At 51.2% G+C, this 18,131-nt stretch carries 19 protein-coding genes and 1 pseudogene; 13 read left to right on the forward strand and 7 right to left on the reverse strand.

The features are described 5' to 3' along the window. Positions 1 to 138: 138 nt before the first annotated feature. Together accD and trpA are read right to left on the reverse strand one after the other, a co-directional pair. Positions 139 to 1,014 (reverse strand): acetyl-CoA carboxylase, carboxyltransferase subunit beta, encoded by an 876-nt coding sequence (gene accD, locus RSJ68_01685; protein ID WNU97500.1) that lies wholly within the window; start codon positions 1,012 to 1,014, stop codon positions 139 to 141. A gap of 59 nt (positions 1,015 to 1,073) precedes the next feature. Beyond that, positions 1,074 to 1,859, reverse strand: coding sequence for a tryptophan synthase subunit alpha (trpA, locus tag RSJ68_01690; GenBank protein WNU97501.1), 786 nt, complete (start codon positions 1,857 to 1,859; stop codon positions 1,074 to 1,076). A gap of 345 nt (positions 1,860 to 2,204) precedes the next feature. Between trpA and RSJ68_01695 the strand changes: the two genes are divergently transcribed. The 3 genes from RSJ68_01695 (at position 2,205) to rpoH (ending at position 5,831) form a co-directional block, all read left to right on the forward strand. Beyond that, positions 2,205 to 3,071: a DUF808 domain-containing protein gene (locus tag RSJ68_01695; protein ID WNU97502.1), complete on the forward strand. Its 867-nt coding sequence runs from the start codon at positions 2,205 to 2,207 to the stop codon at positions 3,069 to 3,071. Positions 3,072 to 3,152: 81 nt separating this feature from the next. Then, the gene (lnt, locus tag RSJ68_01700; protein WNU97503.1) at positions 3,153 to 4,694 is read left to right on the forward strand and encodes an apolipoprotein N-acyltransferase; all 1,542 of its coding nucleotides are present in this window, start codon (positions 3,153 to 3,155) and stop codon (positions 4,692 to 4,694) included. Between the two features lie 273 nt (positions 4,695 to 4,967). Next, positions 4,968 to 5,831, forward strand: coding sequence for an RNA polymerase sigma factor RpoH (gene rpoH / locus RSJ68_01705; protein ID WNU97504.1), 864 nt, complete (start codon positions 4,968 to 4,970; stop codon positions 5,829 to 5,831). Positions 5,832 to 5,956: 125 nt separating this feature from the next. Here the strand turns inward: rpoH and RSJ68_01710 are convergent, their stop codons facing one another. Next, positions 5,957 to 6,403, reverse strand: a complete 447-nt coding sequence (locus RSJ68_01710) for a GatB/YqeY domain-containing protein (protein WNU97505.1) — start codon at positions 6,401 to 6,403, stop codon at positions 5,957 to 5,959. 215 nt (positions 6,404 to 6,618) lie between these two features. Continuing rightward, positions 6,619 to 6,831: a 30S ribosomal protein S21 gene (gene rpsU, locus RSJ68_01715; GenBank protein WNU97506.1), complete on the reverse strand. Its 213-nt coding sequence runs from the start codon at positions 6,829 to 6,831 to the stop codon at positions 6,619 to 6,621. A gap of 361 nt (positions 6,832 to 7,192) precedes the next feature. On the opposite strand from rpsU, the gene grxD reads away from it, so the two are divergent. The 3 genes from grxD to RSJ68_01730 all read left to right on the forward strand — a co-directional run bounded on the left by grxD (position 7,193) and on the right by RSJ68_01730 (position 8,829). Further along, positions 7,193 to 7,504, forward strand: a complete 312-nt coding sequence (gene grxD, locus RSJ68_01720) for a Grx4 family monothiol glutaredoxin (protein WNU97507.1) — start codon at positions 7,193 to 7,195, stop codon at positions 7,502 to 7,504. A gap of 126 nt (positions 7,505 to 7,630) precedes the next feature. Beyond that, entirely contained in the window at positions 7,631 to 8,257 is a 627-nt protein-coding gene (gene upp, locus RSJ68_01725) for a uracil phosphoribosyltransferase (GenBank protein ID WNU97508.1), read from the forward strand. Positions 8,258 to 8,511: 254 nt separating this feature from the next. Further along, entirely contained in the window at positions 8,512 to 8,829 is a 318-nt protein-coding gene (locus tag RSJ68_01730; GenBank protein WNU97509.1) for a DUF2322 family protein, read from the forward strand. A 70-nt stretch (positions 8,830 to 8,899) separates the two neighbouring features. On the opposite strand, the gene RSJ68_01735 is transcribed toward RSJ68_01730, so the two are convergent. The 3 genes from RSJ68_01735 to RSJ68_01745 are packed head-to-tail and all read right to left on the reverse strand — an operon-like array spanning position 8,900 to position 10,721. After that, positions 8,900 to 10,222, reverse strand: coding sequence for an MFS transporter (locus RSJ68_01735; protein WNU97510.1), 1,323 nt, complete (start codon positions 10,220 to 10,222; stop codon positions 8,900 to 8,902). Beyond that, complete coding sequence (gene ccoS / locus RSJ68_01740; protein ID WNU97511.1) at positions 10,219 to 10,416, reverse strand: cbb3-type cytochrome oxidase assembly protein CcoS; 198 nt, start codon at positions 10,414 to 10,416, stop codon at positions 10,219 to 10,221. Before ccoS ends, RSJ68_01735 begins: the two co-directional genes overlap by 4 nt. Then, complete coding sequence (locus RSJ68_01745; GenBank protein ID WNU97512.1) at positions 10,416 to 10,721, reverse strand: hypothetical protein; 306 nt, start codon at positions 10,719 to 10,721, stop codon at positions 10,416 to 10,418. The genes ccoS and RSJ68_01745 overlap by 1 nt, the downstream gene beginning before the upstream one ends. Positions 10,722 to 11,235: 514 nt before the next feature. Between RSJ68_01745 and RSJ68_01750 the strand changes: the two genes are divergently transcribed. From RSJ68_01750 to mnmA, 7 genes and pseudogenes are all read left to right on the forward strand, one after another. Further along, positions 11,236 to 12,432 (forward strand): acetate kinase, encoded by a 1,197-nt coding sequence (locus RSJ68_01750; GenBank protein ID WNU97513.1) that lies wholly within the window; start codon positions 11,236 to 11,238, stop codon positions 12,430 to 12,432. Positions 12,433 to 12,677: 245 nt separating this feature from the next. Next, entirely contained in the window at positions 12,678 to 14,339 is a 1,662-nt protein-coding gene (gene recN / locus RSJ68_01755; GenBank protein WNU97514.1) for a DNA repair protein RecN, read from the forward strand. A 150-nt stretch (positions 14,340 to 14,489) separates the two neighbouring features. Next, positions 14,490 to 15,446 (forward strand): glutathione synthase, encoded by a 957-nt coding sequence (gene gshB, locus RSJ68_01760; GenBank protein WNU97515.1) that lies wholly within the window; start codon positions 14,490 to 14,492, stop codon positions 15,444 to 15,446. Positions 15,447 to 15,504: 58 nt separating this feature from the next. After that, positions 15,505 to 15,699 (forward strand): annotated as a pseudogene (locus tag RSJ68_01765) (hypothetical protein). Between the two features lie 27 nt (positions 15,700 to 15,726). Beyond that, positions 15,727 to 16,119, forward strand: a complete 393-nt coding sequence (locus tag RSJ68_01770) for a diacylglycerol kinase (protein ID WNU97516.1) — start codon at positions 15,727 to 15,729, stop codon at positions 16,117 to 16,119. A gap of 193 nt (positions 16,120 to 16,312) precedes the next feature. Next, a complete protein-coding gene (locus RSJ68_01775) occupies positions 16,313 to 16,792 on the forward strand; it encodes a copper chaperone PCu(A)C (GenBank protein WNU97517.1) in 480 nt (159 codons plus the stop codon). Positions 16,793 to 16,993: 201 nt separating this feature from the next. Next, entirely contained in the window at positions 16,994 to 18,097 is a 1,104-nt protein-coding gene (gene mnmA, locus RSJ68_01780; protein ID WNU97518.1) for a tRNA 2-thiouridine(34) synthase MnmA, read from the forward strand. Positions 18,098 to 18,131 lie beyond the last annotated feature (34 nt).

The following is an 18,131-nucleotide window of genomic DNA, read 5'->3' on the forward strand; positions in this document are numbered from 1 at the left end:
TCTAGATGTCTTGGTTTGGATTGATTATTAGTTGAAATAAACATATGTATTGAATGAGGGCTATCTAAATAAAAAGGTCGTCTGAAAACCGAAAAATCAGTTTTCAGACGACCTTTATTTAGCTCAAACCTTCCCGGTTTAAGCGGCATTGACTTTGTCTTCGCGGCGCAGCAGGGTAATCAGGTCGCTGATGCGCTGTTTCATGCTGCGGCGGTCGACGATTTGGTCGATAGCGCCTTTCTCCAGCAGGAATTCTGCGCGTTGGAAGCCTTCGGGCAATGTTTCGCGGACGGTTTGTTCGATGACGCGCGGGCCGGCAAAGCCGATAAGGGCGTTGGGTTCGGCAAGTACGACATCGCCGAGGAAGGCGAAACTGGCGGATACGCCGCCCATGGTCGGGTCGGTCAGGACGGAGATAAACGGCAGGTGTTTTTCAGTCAGAAGATGCAATGCCGCGCTGGTTTTGGTCATCTGCATCAATGAGTTGACACCTTCCTGCATACGCGCACCACCTGATGCGGCAACACAGATGAAAGAGCAGTTGTCGGCTACGGCGCGGCGCACGCCTTGAACGAAGCGTTCGCCGACGACGGAGCCCATAGAGCCGCCGATAAAGCGGAATTCGAAGGCAGCAATCACGACGGGCAGGCCGTTCATAAAGCCTTTCATCACGACCAACGCATCATCTTCGCCGGTGGCTTTGCGCGCTGCGGCCAAGCGTTCGGGATATTTTTTGCTGTCTTTGAATTTCAGCGGGTCGGTCGGTTTGATATTGGCGGCGATTTCTTCGCGGCCTTCCTCGTCCAAAAGCAAATTGAGGCGTTCGCGCGCGGAAAGCGGGTTGTGGTGGTTACATTTCGGGCAAACTTGGTCGTTTTGCTGAAGTTCGGTCGAGTAGATGGTTGCCGAGCAGGAAGGGCATTTGTGCCACAGGCCTTCGGGAACGTTGGACGAGCCTTCGCTTTTACTGCGGTTTTTGATTTTGGGCGGTAGGATTTTGTCTAACCAACTCATGGATGACTCCTTGGAATTCGGGATTCAGACGACCTTTGCGTGTGTTTTCGGAAAAGGCCTTAACGGATTGCGTCTTTTAATTCTTTTACCAACGCGCCGACGGCTTCTGCTTCGCGGCCTGCGTTATTTTCAATTTCTTTGACGATGCGGCTGCCGACGATGACGGCATCGGCAACGGCACCGATTTTGCGCGCGCTTTCGGCGTTGCTGATACCGAAGCCGACACCGATCGGGATGTCGATATACTTGCGCAAAAGCTCTATTTTACGCGAAACTTCTTCGGTATCCAAACTTGCCGCGCCAGTAACGCCTTTGAGCGAAACATAATAGACAAAGCCGCCTGCAACGCGGGCGATGGTTTGGATACGCTCTTCGGTCGTGGTCGGGGCAATCAGGAAGATGCAGTCGAGACCGCGCGCTTTGAGTTCGTCGTGCAGCGGGGTGATGGTTTCGACAGGGGAATCAACGGTCAGCACGCCGTCCACGCCCGCTTCGGCAGCCGCTTGGGCAAATGCCTGATAACCCATTTTATGAATCGGGTTCAGATAACCCATCAGGACGACGGGCGTGTTGCCGTTTGTTTCACGGAAGCGGCGTACGATGTTCAATACGTCGTTGAGGGAAACTTTGTTTGCCAACGCACGCTCGGCGGCGCGCTGGATGGTCGGACCGTCCGCCATCGGGTCGGAAAAGGGAACGCCCAATTCCAGGATGTCGGCGCCGTTTTCAACCAAACTGTGCATCAGCGCAAGCGTGGTATCGAGATCGGGATTGCCTACGGTAATATAGGGAATCAGGGCTTTTGCGCCGTCAAGCGCGGCAAAGGTTTGCTGGATTCTGCTCATCTTGATTTCTCGTTTCCGTAACGGCTGTTTCCAGCCGGTTTTCATCGACAATAAGTTGGCAAGTATAGCATTGACTGTCTGTTTCGGGCGAAACTGCATGACATTTCCTGATGATTTTCTGCATGGAAAGGTCGTCTGAAAAAGGGCAGGGCGGTTGTTTTACTGTTATGGAAGCCGTGATGATTTGAATTGTTGTCCATATCGCGCAGTCGCCTTCGAAAATGCTTCAACTTTCCCGCCAAATTCCGTTAATTTCCATTAAAGGTCGTCTGAAAGCCTTCGGTGTCATACTTTCTCGGTTATAATAGCCGGTTTCTTCAATCTGACCCTTTTCGGAAATATATCATGGCATTTGCCTCGCTTTTCACCCTTTTGGACGATATTACCGCTGTCTTGGACGACGTTGCCCTGATGACCAAAATGGCCGCGAAGAAAACGGCGGGCGTGGTCGGCGATGATTTGGCGCTCAATGCGAATCAGGTTACCGGCGTGTCGGCAGAACGCGAGCTGCCAATTATTTGGGCGGTGGCGAAAGGTTCTTTGGTGAACAAGCTGATTTTGGTGCCACTGGCTTTGCTGCTGTCTGCCTTTTTGCCGAAGCTGATTACGCCTTTATTGATGATAGGCGGGATTTATTTGTGTTTCGAGGGCGTGGAAAAGCTGCTGCATAAGTTTTTACACCGCCACGAAGCGCATGAAGACGAGGAGGCAGACGCCGAAACGCTGGACGAAAAAACCAAGATTAAAGGCGCGATTCGTACGGATTTCATCCTGTCTGCCGAGATCATTATTATTGCTTTGGGCGTGGTTGAAAAATACGATCTGATGACCCGTTCGCTGGTGATGACGGCAATCGGCATCGGTATGACCGCTTTTGTGTACGGTTTGGTCGGCGTTATCGTCAAACTCGACGACTTCGGTATGCTGCTGATGCGTCAAAAAAGCACGGGCATCCAAACGGTCGGACGGGGCTTGATTGCCTTTATGCCTTGGTTCATGCGCGGTTTGAGCGTGGTGGGTACGCTTGCCATGTTCCTTGTCGGCGGCGGTTTGATTATCCACAACTTGGGCTTTTTGCATGATTTCTTACACGCGCAACATTGGGACAGCGGCTTGATGGAGCATGTCGCCAACCTTGCCGTCGGGCTGATTGCCGGTGCCGTCGCCTGCGCCGTTGCGCTGCCATTGATGAAGCTGTTTCAAAAACACTAAACAATCGATACGTCGTCTGAAAATGGTTTAACTTTGTTGAAGCTGTATTTTCAGACGACCTCTTATTTTCTTTTCTCTGCAATGAACATTTTCCGCAAACTCGAACAATATTGGCAGCATCCTGTGCTGTACTGGCCGCTGGTGATCCTGATTGCCGCCGCCACGCCGTTGACTTTCGCTCCTTATTACCATTTTTGGCTGATGCCTTTGCTGTTTGGCGCATTGATCCGACTGATTGAACTGCGTCCGCGCTTTGCTGTTTCCACTGCCTATCTGTTTGGGCTGATTGCTTATACGGCGCAGTTTTATTGGATACATACCGCGCTGCACGATGTTTCCGGCCTGCCTAATTTATACGCGGTTCCGCTGACTTTCCTGCTGCCTGCGTTTCTCGCGCTATATCCCGCCGCCTGTTTTTGGTTGTGGAAGAAATTTCATCTGCCACGCTGGGTTAAGGTCGGTATCGTTTTGCCGATTTTGTGGACGCTGGCGGAATTTGCCCGCGAACGCCTGTTGACCGGCTTCGGCTGGGGGGCGATCGGCTATTCCCAAATCGTCAAAGAAAGCCCGCTTGCCGGCTTTGCGCCTTTGGGCGGTATTCATCTGGTAACGCTGGCGACGGCATTTGTCAGCGCATGGCTGGTGTTGCTGATTGACAATACGGGTCGTCTGAAACAGCGCCTGCTGCCGATGTGCATGATTGTTATGTTGTGTACCGTCGGCTATGTCGCCCAGCAAACCGACTTTACCAAACCCGACGGCAGCACCAGTACCGTCGCGCTCGTGCAGGGCAATATCGAGCAGAGTCTGAAATGGAATGAAGAACAAGTCGTCCCCACTATTCAGAAATACTACGGTCAAATCAGCAAAACATCTGCCGACATCGTTATCCTGCCGGAAACCGCTCTGCCTGTGATGCGTCAGGATTTGCCGGAAAATATCCTGACCCAGTTTGCCGAGCAGGCGCGCACTAACGGCAGCGCGTTGGCCGTCGGTATCGGTCAATATACAGCCGACGGCAGCGGATACGAAAACGCTGTAATCAATTTGAGCGACTACGATGATATTTCAGACGACCTCCCGTATTACGCCAAGAATCATCTGGTTCCCTTTGGCGAATATAAACCGCTGCCTTTTTTGACCGAACCGTTGTACAAAATGATGAATATGCCGCTTGCCGATTTCCGTCGCGGCGGAGCGGGGCAGGCACCCTTGACGATGAAAGATCAAAAAGTCGCCTTCAACATCTGCTATGAAGACGGCTTTGGTGACGAACTTATTGCTACCGCCAAAAACGCTACGCTGCTTGCCAACGTCAGCAATATGGCGTGGTACGGCGATTCCAACGCCATGTACCAACAGCTCCAGCAATCCCAAGCCCGCGCGATGGAGCTTGGACGCTATATGGTTCGTGCCACCAATACCGGTGCAACCGCCATTATTTCTCCCAAAGGAAGCATCATCGCCGAGAGCGAACCCAATACCGATGCCGTCTTGGAAGGTCATATCAAAGGCTATGTCGGCGAAACTCCTTATATGAAGGCAGGCGGTTCGCTGTGGCTGATCGGAGTGTTGTCAATCATTGCCATCGCACTGTTTTTAATCAGGAAAAAATTAGATTGAGTTTGAAAAAGCGGTCTTTTTATAAGGCCGTTTTTCTTGAAATTTATTATTTACATACAAGAATGTTTGTAATATACTGAACTTATTCCCAGTAAACCAGTCAAATTTTCAAAATCAATCGAGTTTTGTAAAAGATAAAAATTCACCTATCAAACAGTCTTTTACAGAAAAAGGCATTTGACAGCATACGATAGGGCAACAGGCAGTGATATACTGCACGGCAAACAACAAGTAAACAACAGTTTCTGCATCATATAAAGGAAAGCACCTCTTATGAACAACGCCTTTGCATTACCCGTCATCCACAGTGGCAACGGCAGCCTTGAGCAATACATTCACACTGTTAACAGCATTCCCATGTTGACGCCCGAAGAAGAAAGCCAACTCGCGGAGCGTCAGCAAAAAGGCGACCTTAACGCCGCCAAACAACTCATTCTTTCCCATTTGCGCGTCGTCGTATCCATCGCACGAGGCTACGACGGCTATGGCCTGAACCAAGCCGACCTTATCCAAGAAGGCAACATCGGACTGATGAAAGCGGTCAAACGCTACGAGCCCAGCCGTGGCGCGCGCCTGTTTTCATTCGCCGTACACTGGATTAAGGCCGAAATCCACGAATTTATCCTGCGCAACTGGCGACTGGTACGCGTAGCGACCACCAAACCGCAACGCAAACTGTTCTTCAATCTGCGCAGTATGCGTAAAAACCTGAATGCCTTGTCTCCGAAAGAAGCGCAAGATATCGCCGACGATTTGGGCGTTAAATTGTCCGAAGTCATGGAAATGGAACAACGCATGACCGGACACGACATCGCCATCATGGCGGACAACAACGATGACGAAGACAGCTTCGCCCCCATCGACTGGCTTGCCGACCACGATGCCGAACCCAGCCGCCAACTGTCCAAACAAGCCCATTACGCCCTGCAAACCGAAGGTCTGCAAAACGCATTGGCGCAACTGGACGACCGCAGCCGCCGTATCGTAGAAAGCCGCTGGCTGCAAGACGATGGCGGATTGACCCTGCACGAGCTGGCAGCCGAATACGGCGTGTCTGCCGAGCGCATTCGTCAAATCGAAGCCAAAGCCATGCAAAAACTGCGCGGTTTCCTCGCGGAAGAAGCGGAAGCGGTTTAAAAAAACAGTTCAGTAGAAGGAAAAAGGTCGTCTGAAACCCGAAATCTCGGTTTCAGACGACCTTTTGTTTTGTTAATACAATTGGGTATGTGCTATTTAGTCTAATAGGTGGTATTTAATTTTAATTACGAACTTAATTCCTCTTTGAGAATTTTGGTGACCTTACCCATATCGGCTTTGCCTTCAATCTGGGTTTCCAGAACGCTCATGGCTGTGTTTAAATCAGTCAAATCGGAAGCCCCTGTCATGGCGACTACGGTTTCCACGGCAGTACGGATTTCTTCTTCTGACATCATTTGCGGCAGATAACGGTGCAGGATTTCGATTTCGGCATTTTCTTTATCTGCCAAGTCCTTACGGCCTGATTCGGCATTGATGTTGGCACTGTCTTTGCGCTGTTTGACCATTTGGGTGATGATGGCAATTACTTTTTCGTCATCAGCTTCTGTACGCTCGTCCACTTCGAATCGATTGATGGCGTCATCGACCAGGCGGATAGTGCTTAAAGCCGTTTCATCTTTGGCAAGCATCGCGGTTTTCATATCTTCTGCTAACTGTACTTTTAGGCTCATAGGATTACTTTCAGAAAAATTGGATATTTTGTTGCAAGCATTGCTAATATGTAGTGCTGATTAATAGTAAAAAGTTTTTCATGACACCTTTAAACCCTTTTATTTTGTTAAACTTATTTTATAGGTCTTCAAGAGACATTTAAAACAAAACACACCGCAGGAAAATCCTCACAGTGTGTTGCGACGGCATAATAGTTTCAGAACTGCAATAGACGTTAATACATTTTGGGAGGCAGTTTTTGGCTGCGCAGGCGTTTTTGCAGGCGTTTTACGGCTGCGGCTTTTTTGCGTTTGCGCTCGGTAGTCGGTTTTTCGTAAGCTTCACGGGCGCGCAGCTCGGTCAACAGACCGGTTTTTTCTACGGCACGTTTGAAACGGCGCATGGCTACTTCGAAGGGTTCGTTCTCTTTAACGCGGATTGCAGGCATTTTATTTCCTTTAAATTGAATTCTGGTTTCAAACCGCCAAAAGGGATAAGGATAAAAGGGGCGGTTTGTAAAAAAGTGGTTGTTTGTATCTCGGGTGTCTTGCGACCGGCGGGATACGCGCCGTGATGTAAACATCACCTCCTAACAAGTCGGCTTGGTGCCAAATATGCCGTCGATGCGGCTGCAAATGAATTGCGGGATTATCTTTGATTAGACAGTTTCTGTCAAGCTGGGGGATTGTCTAAAAAACAGTGTCAGAGTTTCGGAAGCCTTCTTTAAACATCCGACACCAATCGCATTAATTTGCGTATAATGGCGCAACTCCCGATTAACCGACTATGTCAGTAAGGAATACCACACCATGACCTCTATTCATGACCAAATTAAAGAAGTTGTTACCACTCACCGTGTTGTTTTGTTTATGAAAGGCACGAAGCAGTTCCCGCAATGCGGTTTCTCATCCCGTGCCGTTCAAATTCTTAATGCCGCAGGTTGCACCGATTATGTAACCGTTAATGTTTTGGAAAACGATGCCGTCCGCCAAGGTATTAAGGAATACAGTGATTGGCCGACCATCCCCCAACTCTACGTCAACGGGGAATTTGTCGGCGGTTCCGATATTTTGATGGAAATGTTTGAAGCCGGCGAATTGCAAGATTTGCTGAAAGCCTGATGAAATATAGCAAAAGGTCGTCTGAAAAATTTTTCAGACGACCTTTTGCCGTGTTCTGCCTGCTTTTCCGAATATTCAAAAAAAAGTATAATCACACCCATTCAAAAACAATCCGAAGCCTGCCAAATGAACGTAACCGTTATCAATCACCCCCTTGTCCGCCACAAACTCACGCTCATGCGCGAGGCCGATTGCAGCACTTACAAATTCCGCACCCTCACTACCGAGCTGGCGCGCCTGATGGCTTACGAAGCCAGCCGTGATTTTGAAATCGAAAAATACATTATCGACGGCTGGTGCGGTCAAATCGAAGGTGACCGCATCAAGGGCAAAACCTTGACCGTCGTGCCGATTTTGCGTGCCGGTTTGGGTATGCTTGACGGCGTGCTCGACCTGATTCCGACCGCCAAAATCAGCGTGGTCGGATTGCAGCGCGACGAAGAAACGCTCAAACCCGTTTCCTATTTTGAAAAATTCGTGGACAGCATGGACGAACGCCCCGCGTTGATTATCGACCCCATGCTCGCTACCGGCGGCTCTATGGTGGCTACCATCGACTTGTTGAAGGCGAAAGGCTGCAAAAATATCAAAGCGTTGGTACTCGTCGCCGCGCCCGAAGGCGTCAAAGCCGTCAATGAAGCGCATCCCGACGTCACCATCTACACCGCCGCCCTCGACAGCCATCTGAACGAAAACGGCTACATCATCCCCGGCTTGGGCGATGCGGGCGATAAGATTTTCGGCACGCGCTGATTCGTGATTTGAGGTCGTCTGAAACTGAATGTATGGGTTTCAGACGACCTTTTTTATAGTGGATTAACTTTAAATCAGGACAAGGCGACGAAGCCGCAGACAGTACAGATAGTACGGAACCGATTCACTTGGTGCTTCAGCACCTTAGAGAATCGTTCTCTTTGAGCTAAGGCGAGGCAACGCCGTACTGGTTTAAAGTTAATCCACTATACAAGGTATTTTTCGTTGAAAATCCCATGTTAGAAAGGACAACCATGAGCTTCCAAGACAACCTCGCCGCCATGCCCGACATCGGTCATTTGAGCGGACTCGACATCCTCGACGCACAAGGCAAAGCCGTCCATTACATCCCCAACGCGCCCGGCAAGCAAGGCTCGCTGAAACTCTACAACGCTTTGGCATTGAATTTCGGCGGCAAACTCGATGCCGCCGCCGCTGCACAGGGTTTGGATTGGTTTGCCGAACACGTTGCCGATGCGCAAGCCAATCCGGGCAAGCATCCCAATATCGATTTGCTGTTGCAAGTGAAAAACGGAAACTGCAGCTTGGTTTTAAAGCCGGTTGAGGCATAAGCACTAGATAAGTAAAAGGTCGTCTGAAAATGGGATTCCCGTTTTCAGACGACCTTTTTTAAGCTTAGGCTTACCGTTTGCCGATATTGTGAAATATCTTGCCCATATCGTTTAAGAAACGGGGTTCGCGCTGGATCAGGTAAACAATCAAGGGGATATTGCCGATGGCGACGATCAGGTAAAGCAGGGAAATGCTGTCGAACAGCATCAAGAGTACCGCGCTTAAAATGGCAGCCGATACCATGAACACGCCATTGATAATGTTGTTGGCGGCGACGGCGTGGGCGCGGAAAGATTCGCTGCTGGCGGTTTGCAGCCAAGTGTAGAGCGGGACGGAGAAGAAGCCGCCGAAGAAGCCGATCAGCGTCATGACGAGCATGACGGGATACGCCATGCCTTGCGACAGGAACCAGGTGATGCCGTTGAGTTCGGTAAAGCGTTGTCCTTGGGTCAGCCATACCAAAATCAAGCCGAATACGGTCAAACCGGTCGTGCCGACGGTTACCAAGCCCAAGAGCAGGCGTTCGTGGCTGAGTTTGGCGCACAACACCGAGCCGGCGGCGATGCCGATGGAGAATAGGGCGAGCATGAGGTTGAAGACGTTGTCGTTGCCGCCCAAATGGATTTGCGTGAAGGTCGGCAGTTGGGTGGTGTAAACCGAGCCGATAAACCAAAACCATGAAATGCCGATGATGGATGTGAAGACGGAATCATATTGCGCGGTTTCGCGCAGGAGCGCGTGCGTACCTTTGACGATGTTCCATTCGATTTTCGTGTTGGGGGCTTTGGCGGGGACGTTAGGCATGAAGAAGCTGGTCAGCGTGCCGCCGATGGCGACGAGCAATACTAAGATGCCGACGAGGGAGGGCGGCAAGCCTGCGACGGACGTGCCTAAAATCTGACCGAACAAAATGGCGATGAACGTTCCCGATTCGATCAGGCTGTTGCCCATAATCAGCTCTTTGTCGTTGAGGTAATCGGGCAGGATGGCGTATTTCAGCGGGCCGAACAACGTCGATTGAGCGCCCATGCAGAACAGGCAGACCAAGAGCAGCGGGGCGGACTGGATATAAAAGCCGAACGCCGCCACCGCCATGATGACGATTTCCAATACTTTGATCCATCGCGCCAAGACGGCTTTGTCGAATTTGGTGCTCAGCTGTCCCGACAGCGCGGAAAACAGGAAATACGGCAGGATAAACAGCAATGCGCCCAAGTTCAGCATTTGGCTGGCGGGCAGGAAGTTGTTTTTGCCCAAACCGTAGAAGCTGATCATCACAAACAGCGCGGTTTTGAACATATTGTCGTTGAACGCGCCCAGAAACTGTGTGCCGAATAATGGGGCGAAACGGCGGCTGGTCGGGAAATTCAGATTGTCTTTTTTGAGGCTCATTTTTCGGATTCTTGTTCTTCTTTTTCTATTTCGTTTTCAAGCAGCTTGTCGGTGGAATCGTCGTCCATCAGAATGCGGTGTGCCGGACCTTCGAGGTCGTCAAACTGTCCGTTTTTGCCCGACCACCAGAAAAAATAGCCGATGGCAAACGCCAAAATAATGCTGATGGGCACTAAGATAAACATACTTTCCATCACATCGCTCCGGTCAAATCGGTTAAGACAAAAGTCTGTCCCGATACGGTCAGATATTCGTTGCGCAGCGAGCCGACGGGGGCGTCGTCAAAAAACAGTTCGATACGGTCTTTTACGACACGCCAATATTGCGGAATCTCGGTTTGCCCGAAAGGCGCCAAAACCTCCGCCACCGCGCCTTCTTCACTTTGCAGCTTGACGGCGAAACGCCCGCTCTGCGGCTGAGTTTCGGATTCATCATCCGGCAGCATGATGAAAAAGCCCACATGGGCGCCTTGTTGCGTATGGATACTGAAATAGTGCATATCAAAGAATCTTAAAAGGCTGCCGCTGTTTTCAGACGACATAGTGAATACAAAAACTTTCTAAATGTAACAGTTTGACACGCCCCTGCAAAGGGCTTTACGCCCCCGCGTTCGACAGATCGTCTGAAAACAAACCGTTTCCCTTTAAACATCAGTATCTTCCTTTATCGCTTTCCGCCTGCTCCAAGTCAAACATTAAGCCAAGCAGCCGCCCCCGTTTTTTGCTAGAATAGCGCGGTTTACATTCATCAACCGATTTCAGACGACCCCGTCCAACCGGTGGCGGCAGAAACCACACGGAAAGCAATATTCATAAAGTTGCCCCATTCCGAATGTAGCGGTCATTTTTCTTTCATAGATTTTACGCCACCAACCCTGCCGCGCAGACGCCCGGCTCGAACCTCAAGCGCATCCACTATGCCTGCGGGAGATGTTTGGCGGTATATCCACGACAAAGAACAGATTGCCGATACTGCCCGCACAGGTCGTCTGAAACCTTCAGGAGCCACAACAAATGACCCAAAAACTCATCTTAGTTTTGAACTGCGGCAGCTCATCCCTCAAAGGCGCCGTACTGGATAACGACAGCGGCGAAGTCCTGCTCAGCTGCCTTGCCGAAAAACTCAACCTGCCCGACGCTTACATCACGTTCAAAGTAAACGGCGAAAAACACAAAGTCGACCTGTCTGCCAAGCCCGACCACACCGGCGCAGTTGAAGCCCTGATGGAAGAACTCAAAGCCCACGGCCTCGACAGCCGCATCGGCGCCATCGGCCACCGCGTCGTCAGCGGCGGCGAACTGTACAGCGAATCCATCCTCGTTGACGACGAAGTCATCGCCGGCATCGAAAAATGTATCCCGCTCGCCCCGCTGCACAACCCCGCGCACCTCTTGGGCCTGCGTGCCGCACAAAGCATTTTCAAAGACCTGCCCAACGTCGTCGTTTTCGACACCGCCTTCCACCAAACCATGCCGGAACACGCCTACACATACGCGATTCCGCATGAACTGTATGAAAAATACGGCTTGCGCCGCTACGGCGCACACGGTACCAGCTACCGCTACGTTTCTGATGAAACCGCCCGTTTCCTCGGCAAAGATAAAAAAGACCTGCGCATGGTGATTGCACACTTGGGTAACGGCGCGTCCATTACCGCCGTCGCCAACGGAGAATCACGCGATACCAGCATGGGACTGACCCCGCTGGAAGGCCTCGTGATGGGTACGCGCAGCGGCGACATCGATCCCGCAGTCTTCGGCTTCCTCGCTGAAAACGCCAACATGACCATCACCCAAATCACCGACATGCTGAACAAAAAATCCGGCCTGCTCGGCTTGTCCGGCCTGTCCAACGACTGCCGTACCATCGAAGAAGAATCCGGCAAAGGCCATCCCGGCGCGAAACTCGCCCTGGACGTCTTCATCTACCGCCTCGCTAAATACATCGGTAGCATGGCTGTGGCAGCCGGCGGTCTGGACGTGCTCGTCTTCACCGGCGGTATCGGCGAAAACTCCGACATCATCCGCGAGCGCGTACTCGGCTACTTGGGCTTCCTCGGTCTGAAAGCCGACCACGAAGCCAACCTGAAAGCCCGCTTCGGTAACGCCGGCGTGATTACGACTGCCGACAGCGCAGCCGTCGCCGTTGTTATCCCGACCAACGAAGAATTGATGATTGCACACGATACCGCCCGTCTGAGCGGCCTGTAATACAGCGAGTCATCCGATAAAAAACCTGCCGTTTTTGGCAGGTTTTTTTGTTGCCGACTGTTTTCAGACGATCTATTTAGAAGGTGTTGTAAATAAAATAATAAAAATCAAATGTATAAAATTTCAATAAGAAAAATTTGAATAAATATAGAAAATCTTATTCAAGCTATAAAAAATCTTAGTTATAATCAGCATATCTAAAGTTATGCCGCCGATGTGCGGTCGATTTACTAAGGAATACTACCATGCTGTTGGCACTTTCCCTGCGCGATTTTGTCATTGTTGAAAACCTCAATCTGGATTTCCAAAGCGGTTTTACCGTCTTGACCGGAGAAACGGGCGCGGGCAAATCGATTACGCTGGACGCAATAGGGCTTTTGTTGGGCGATAAGGCCGATTACAGCCAAGTCCGCAGTGGCGCGAAGGAAGCGCAATTGTCGGCATTGTTTGACATCAGCCTTTTGCCCGATCTCAAAGCCCAATTGCAGGAGCAGGGTTTTTTAGACGAAGACGCGGAAGAACTCAGCATCCGCCGCATCATCGACGCCAAAGGAAAAAGCCGCAGCTTTATCAATAATCAGGCAGCCACGTTGGCGCAGCTTAAAGCCGTCGGCGGGCAGCTTATCGACATCCACGGGCAAAACGCCCACCATTCCCTCAATCAAGAATCTGCCCAGCGCGAATTGTTGGACGCATTTGCGGGCAGCAAAGCACAGGCGGAAACCGTCAGACAGCTTTATCAAAACTGGGTCAATGCTAAAAAAGCCCTCCAAGAGGCGCAGGAACACGCCGAGACCATCATTATCGAGCGTGAGCGTTTGGAATGGCAGTTCAACGAATTGAACCAGTTGGACGTCAAACAAGGCGAATGGGAAGCCCTCAGCCAAAGCCACGACAGCCTTGCCCATTCTGCCGAGCTGTTGCAGGCTGCCGAAGAAGTCGGCGACTACATCGATGGCGACAACGGCATCCAACGTCAAATTTATCAATGCCAAAAGCTGTTGACCAATCTGCAAAACATTGAGCCGCGCTTTGCCGAAAGCCTGAATATGCTGGCGAGCATTGAAGCCGAATTGGGCGAAATCAGTGCCAATATGCGCGACGTCGCAGGCCGCAGCGACATCGATCCCAACGAATTGGCGGCGCAGGAGCAGCGCATGGGCGAGCTGATGGGGATGGCGCGGAAATACCGCATCGAGCCTGAAGCCCTGCCGCAAAAGCTGGCTGAAATCGACGAACGCTTGCAAAGCCTGCAAGCTGCTGCCGATTTGGAAGCGTTGACGCAAACCGTTGCCCGCAACCTTGCCGAATATCAGGAAGCCGCCCATGTTCTTTCCGCCATGCGCCATCAGGCGGCGGGCAGGTTGGGCGAGGAAACGACCGGACATATGCAGCATCTCGCCATGAAAGGCGCGCGTTTCGACATCGTCCTGCTGCCGTCTTCCCCCACTGCGCACGGTTTGGAGCAGGTACAGTTTCAAGTTGCCGCCAACAAAGGCAATCCGTCCCGTCCGTTGAACAAAGTCGCGTCCGGCGGCGAACTTGCCCGCATCAGCCTTGCCTTGCAGGTGGTTACCAGCCAATACACGCAAGTCCCTACGCTGATTTTTGACGAAGTCGATACCGGTATCGGCGGCGGCGTGGCAGAAATGGTCGGCAAAGCTCTGCGTGCTTTAGGTAAAAAACATCAGGTGCTCGCCGTGACCCACCTGCCGCAAGTCGCTTCCTGCGGTGAAAACCATTGGCAGGTGCGCAAACACAGCGAAGGCGAACAAACTGTCAGCGAAATCAGCGTGTTGGACCATCAGCAGCGTATCGAAGAAATCGCCCGTATGCTTGGCGGCGAAATCATTACCGACACGACCCGCAGCCACGCGGCAGAGTTAATCAGCCTTGCCGCCGCTTAAACGCAGAATCGAAGAGGTCGTCTGAAAAGGAAGTTTGTGTAACCATTTACAAACCGCTTTTCAGACGACCTCTTTGCCAAACTGCCCGCGCCCTTTCAGACGACCTCAATACAAGGTATGATTACGTCGTTTGTTTATAAGGAAGTTCCCATGAAAGTCCTGTTTATTGCCGATCCGATGGCAAGTTTCAAAACCTACAAAGACACCACCTACGCCATGATGCGCGAGATGGCAAAACGCGGCTGGCAGCTTTTCCATACCTTGAGCGGCGAGTTGTCCGTACAGCAAGGATTGGTGACGGCTCAGGCTGCGCCGTTTGAGTTTCTCGGTGCAAAAAGCGACGATGACCATGAATGGTTTAAAGCGGCAGACAAAGTTCAGACGACCTTGAAAGACTTCGATGCCGTCATTATGCGCACCGACCCACCGTTCGATATGCAATACCTCTACGCCACCCAATTCCTGACGCTGGCGGAACAGCAGGGCGCGAAGGTCTTTAACAGCGGGCAGGCGATGCGCGACTTCAATGAAAAACTGGCGATTTTGAATTTCAGCCAGTTCACCGCGCCTACGCTGGTTACGACCCGTTCCGCCGATGTCCGCGCATTTTTGAAAGAACACGGCGACATCATCATCAAACCGTTGGACGGCATGGGCGGCATGGGTATTTTCCGCCTGACCGAAAAAGACCCAAACATCGGCAGCATCCTCGAAACCCTGATGCAGCTTGATTCCCGCACCATCATGGCACAACGCTACATTCCCGAAATCGTCCACGGCGACAAACGCATCCTGATTATCGGCGGCGAAGTCGTCCCCTATGCTTTGGCGCGTATTCCGCAAAACGGCGAAACACGCGGCAATCTGGCGGCAGGCGGGCGCGGCGTGGCGCAGGAATTGAGCGAACGCGACCGAGAAATCGCCGAAACCCTCGCCCCCGAACTCAAACGCCGCGGTATCTTGCTGGCAGGTTTGGACGTCATCGGCAGCAACCTGACCGAAGTCAACGTGACCAGCCCGACCGGTTTCCAAGAAATCATGAAACAAAAAAACTTCGATGTCGCCGCGATGTTTGCCGACGCTGTCGAAGCTTGGTCCAAACAATAATACCGAAAGGTCGTCTGAAACCCGAATCCGTTTTAGTAAAACCCGCTTTGCTCGTTTTAGCGAAACTCGCTGCGCTCGTTTTCAGACGCCCCCTTTTTATAGTGGATTAACTAAATTAGGACAAGGCGGCGAAGCCGCAGACAGTACAGATAGTACGGAACCGATTCACTTGGTGCTTCAGCACCTTAGAGAATCGTTCTCTTTGGGCTAAGGCGAGGCAACGCCGTACTGGTTTAAAGCTAATCCACTATACAAATATAAATATTGATACAAACAACTTATGAAACCATCTTCTTACGCTGCCGATAAAAAAGGCAAAAGCGGCATCAAACGCATCATCAACGCATTCGGCTATTCCAAAGACGGGCTTGCCGCCGCCTACCGCTATGAAAGCGCGTTCCGCCAAGTATTGTGGCTGAACCTGATTTTGATTGTCTTGACCTTCATCCTCAATTTCGACTCCGCGACCAAAATGCTGCTGATTATTGCGTCGTTTGTTTCGCTGATTACCGAATTGTTCAATACCGCCGTCGAAGCCGCCGTTGACCACACTTCCACCGAAAAACACGAATTGGCAAAACGCGCCAAAGATGCCGGCTCCGCCGCGCAATTGCTCGCTTTGACGATGCTGGGTATCGTGTGGGCGATCGCATTGTGGCACGGGTATGTTTAAATTTACTTTGAGATGATTTATACTTACTAAGTATTAATTCTCATGAATTAATTTGAATCATTTTGTTTAATCTGAGTCAAAGCATTCAGACGACCATTGCATGTAGGATGAGAACAGTATTACCGACATGCAATGTCGCGCGGAAAGCTTTTGCCGCAACAAAACCACCCATTTCATCATAAAGGAGCAATACATGAAAAAATTATTGGCAACCCTGATCGCAGCAGGTTTGGTATCCACCGCTTCCGCAGCCGGTGTTCACGTTGAAGACGGTTGGGCGCGTGCCACCGTCGAAGGCATGAAAATGGGCGGCGCGTTCATGAAGATCCACAACGATGAAGCCAAACAAGACTTCTTGGTCGGCGGCAGCAGCCCGGTAGCCGACCGCGTTGAAGTGCATACCCATGTCAACGACAACGGCGTGATGCGCATGCGCGAAGTCAAAGGTGGTGTTCCGCTGGAGGCAAAAGGCGTAACCGAGCTGAAACCGGGCAGCTACCACGTTATGTTCATGGGTCTGAAAAAACCGCTGAAAGAAGGCGAAAAAGTACCGGTTACCCTGAAATTCAAAAATGCCAAACCTCAAACCGTACAACTGGAAGTGAAAACTGCGCCGCAATCCGGTATGGATCACAGCCATGGTCATGACCACGGTGGCGCGCATCAACACTAATCGTTCATCGTTTGAACTCAAAAGGTCGTCTGAACATTTTCAGACGACCTTTTTGTTATTTGGGTTGGGCAAATTCAATCATTACTTGCAATATGAAATTCATCAGAACGCCATTCATCTTTTAGGGCCTTCCTTATCCCTTCATCAAAATGTGCTAAAATCCGCCTTTAAAAACCGCTGTTTCCTACCCATATCCCCTTCATGGACATTACTCAACAACCTTCAAACATCATCGTCGGGCTCTCCGGCGGTGTCGATTCCTCCGTAACCGCCGCCTTGCTCAAACAGCAGGGTTATCAAGTGCGCGGTGTGTTTATGCAAAACTGGGAGGACGACGACAATGACGAATATTGCAGCATCAAGCAAGACTCTTTCGATGCCATTGCCGTCGCCGACATCATCGGCATAGACATCGACATCGTCAATTTTGCCGCCCAATACAAAGACAACGTATTCGCCTATTTCCTCAAAGAATACAGCGCGGGGCGCACGCCGAATCCGGATGTGTTGTGTAACGCCGAAATCAAATTCAAATGCTTTTTGGACTATGCCATAGAGCAGGGCGCGGATACCATTGCCACCGGGCATTATGCGCGTAAAGAAGTCCGCAACGGCACTCATTACCTGCTCAAAGGTTTGGATCAAAACAAAGACCAAAGCTATTTCCTCTACCGCCTCAAGCCTTTCCAACTCGAACGCGCGATTTTCCCGTTGGGCGATTTGGAAAAACCTGAAGTCCGCCGCCTTGCCGCCGAATTTAATTTGCCGACCGCCGCCAAAAAAGACAGTACCGGCATCTGCTTCATCGGCGAACGTCCGTTCCGCGAGTTCCTGCAAAAATACCTGCCGACCAACAACGGCAAAATGGTCACGCCCGAAGGCAAAAACGTCGGCGAACACGTCGGGCTGATGTTCTACACGCTCGGACAGCGCAAAGGATTGGGCATCGGCGGCGCGGGCGAGCCGTGGTTTGTCGCCGCGAAGGATTTGACGAAAAACGAACTCATCGTCGTACAAGGTCATGACCATCCGCTGCTCTATACCCGCAGCCTCATCATGAACGATTTGAGTTTCACCCTGCCCGCACGTCCGAAAGAAGGGCGCTACACCTGCAAAACCCGCTACCGCATGGCGGATGCGCCCTGCGAATTGCGTTATCTCGATGATGACACGGTCGAGCTGGTGTTCGACGAACCACAATGGGCGGTAACGCCCGGTCAATCTGCCGTGCTGTACGACGGCGACGTCTGCTTGGGCGGCGGCATTATCATGTCCACAGATAAGCCCGTCATTATTACCGCTTGAATAAAAAAGATAAAAGGTCGTCTGAAAACTATTA

Source organism: Neisseria sp. DTU_2020_1000833_1_SI_GRL_NUU_006 (assembly GCA_032388755.1).
In the GTDB taxonomy this organism is placed as follows: Bacteria; Pseudomonadota; Gammaproteobacteria; order Burkholderiales; family Neisseriaceae; genus Neisseria; species Neisseria sicca_C.

What these genes read in the sequence shown, in the direction of transcription:
- accD (WNU97500.1), bottom strand. Translation starts at nt 1,014, where the DNA reads ATGAGTTGGTTAGACAAAATCCTACCGCCCAAAATCAAAAACCGCAGT.
- trpA (WNU97501.1), bottom strand. Translation starts at nt 1,859, where the DNA reads ATGAGCAGAATCCAGCAAACCTTTGCCGCGCTTGACGGCGCAAAAGCC.
- RSJ68_01695 (WNU97502.1), top strand. Translation starts at nt 2,205, where the DNA reads ATGGCATTTGCCTCGCTTTTCACCCTTTTGGACGATATTACCGCTGTC.
- lnt (WNU97503.1), top strand. Translation starts at nt 3,153, where the DNA reads ATGAACATTTTCCGCAAACTCGAACAATATTGGCAGCATCCTGTGCTG.
- rpoH (WNU97504.1), top strand. Translation starts at nt 4,968, where the DNA reads ATGAACAACGCCTTTGCATTACCCGTCATCCACAGTGGCAACGGCAGC.
- RSJ68_01710 (WNU97505.1), bottom strand. Translation starts at nt 6,403, where the DNA reads ATGAGCCTAAAAGTACAGTTAGCAGAAGATATGAAAACCGCGATGCTT.
- rpsU (WNU97506.1), bottom strand. Translation starts at nt 6,831, where the DNA reads ATGCCTGCAATCCGCGTTAAAGAGAACGAACCCTTCGAAGTAGCCATG.
- grxD (WNU97507.1), top strand. Translation starts at nt 7,193, where the DNA reads ATGACCTCTATTCATGACCAAATTAAAGAAGTTGTTACCACTCACCGT.
- upp (WNU97508.1), top strand. Translation starts at nt 7,631, where the DNA reads ATGAACGTAACCGTTATCAATCACCCCCTTGTCCGCCACAAACTCACG.
- RSJ68_01730 (WNU97509.1), top strand. Translation starts at nt 8,512, where the DNA reads ATGAGCTTCCAAGACAACCTCGCCGCCATGCCCGACATCGGTCATTTG.
- RSJ68_01735 (WNU97510.1), bottom strand. Translation starts at nt 10,222, where the DNA reads ATGAGCCTCAAAAAAGACAATCTGAATTTCCCGACCAGCCGCCGTTTC.
- ccoS (WNU97511.1), bottom strand. Translation starts at nt 10,416, where the DNA reads ATGGAAAGTATGTTTATCTTAGTGCCCATCAGCATTATTTTGGCGTTT.
- RSJ68_01745 (WNU97512.1), bottom strand. Translation starts at nt 10,721, where the DNA reads ATGCACTATTTCAGTATCCATACGCAACAAGGCGCCCATGTGGGCTTT.
- RSJ68_01750 (WNU97513.1), top strand. Translation starts at nt 11,236, where the DNA reads ATGACCCAAAAACTCATCTTAGTTTTGAACTGCGGCAGCTCATCCCTC.
- recN (WNU97514.1), top strand. Translation starts at nt 12,678, where the DNA reads ATGCTGTTGGCACTTTCCCTGCGCGATTTTGTCATTGTTGAAAACCTC.
- gshB (WNU97515.1), top strand. Translation starts at nt 14,490, where the DNA reads ATGAAAGTCCTGTTTATTGCCGATCCGATGGCAAGTTTCAAAACCTAC.
- RSJ68_01770 (WNU97516.1), top strand. Translation starts at nt 15,727, where the DNA reads ATGAAACCATCTTCTTACGCTGCCGATAAAAAAGGCAAAAGCGGCATC.
- RSJ68_01775 (WNU97517.1), top strand. Translation starts at nt 16,313, where the DNA reads ATGAAAAAATTATTGGCAACCCTGATCGCAGCAGGTTTGGTATCCACC.
- mnmA (WNU97518.1), top strand. Translation starts at nt 16,994, where the DNA reads ATGGACATTACTCAACAACCTTCAAACATCATCGTCGGGCTCTCCGGC.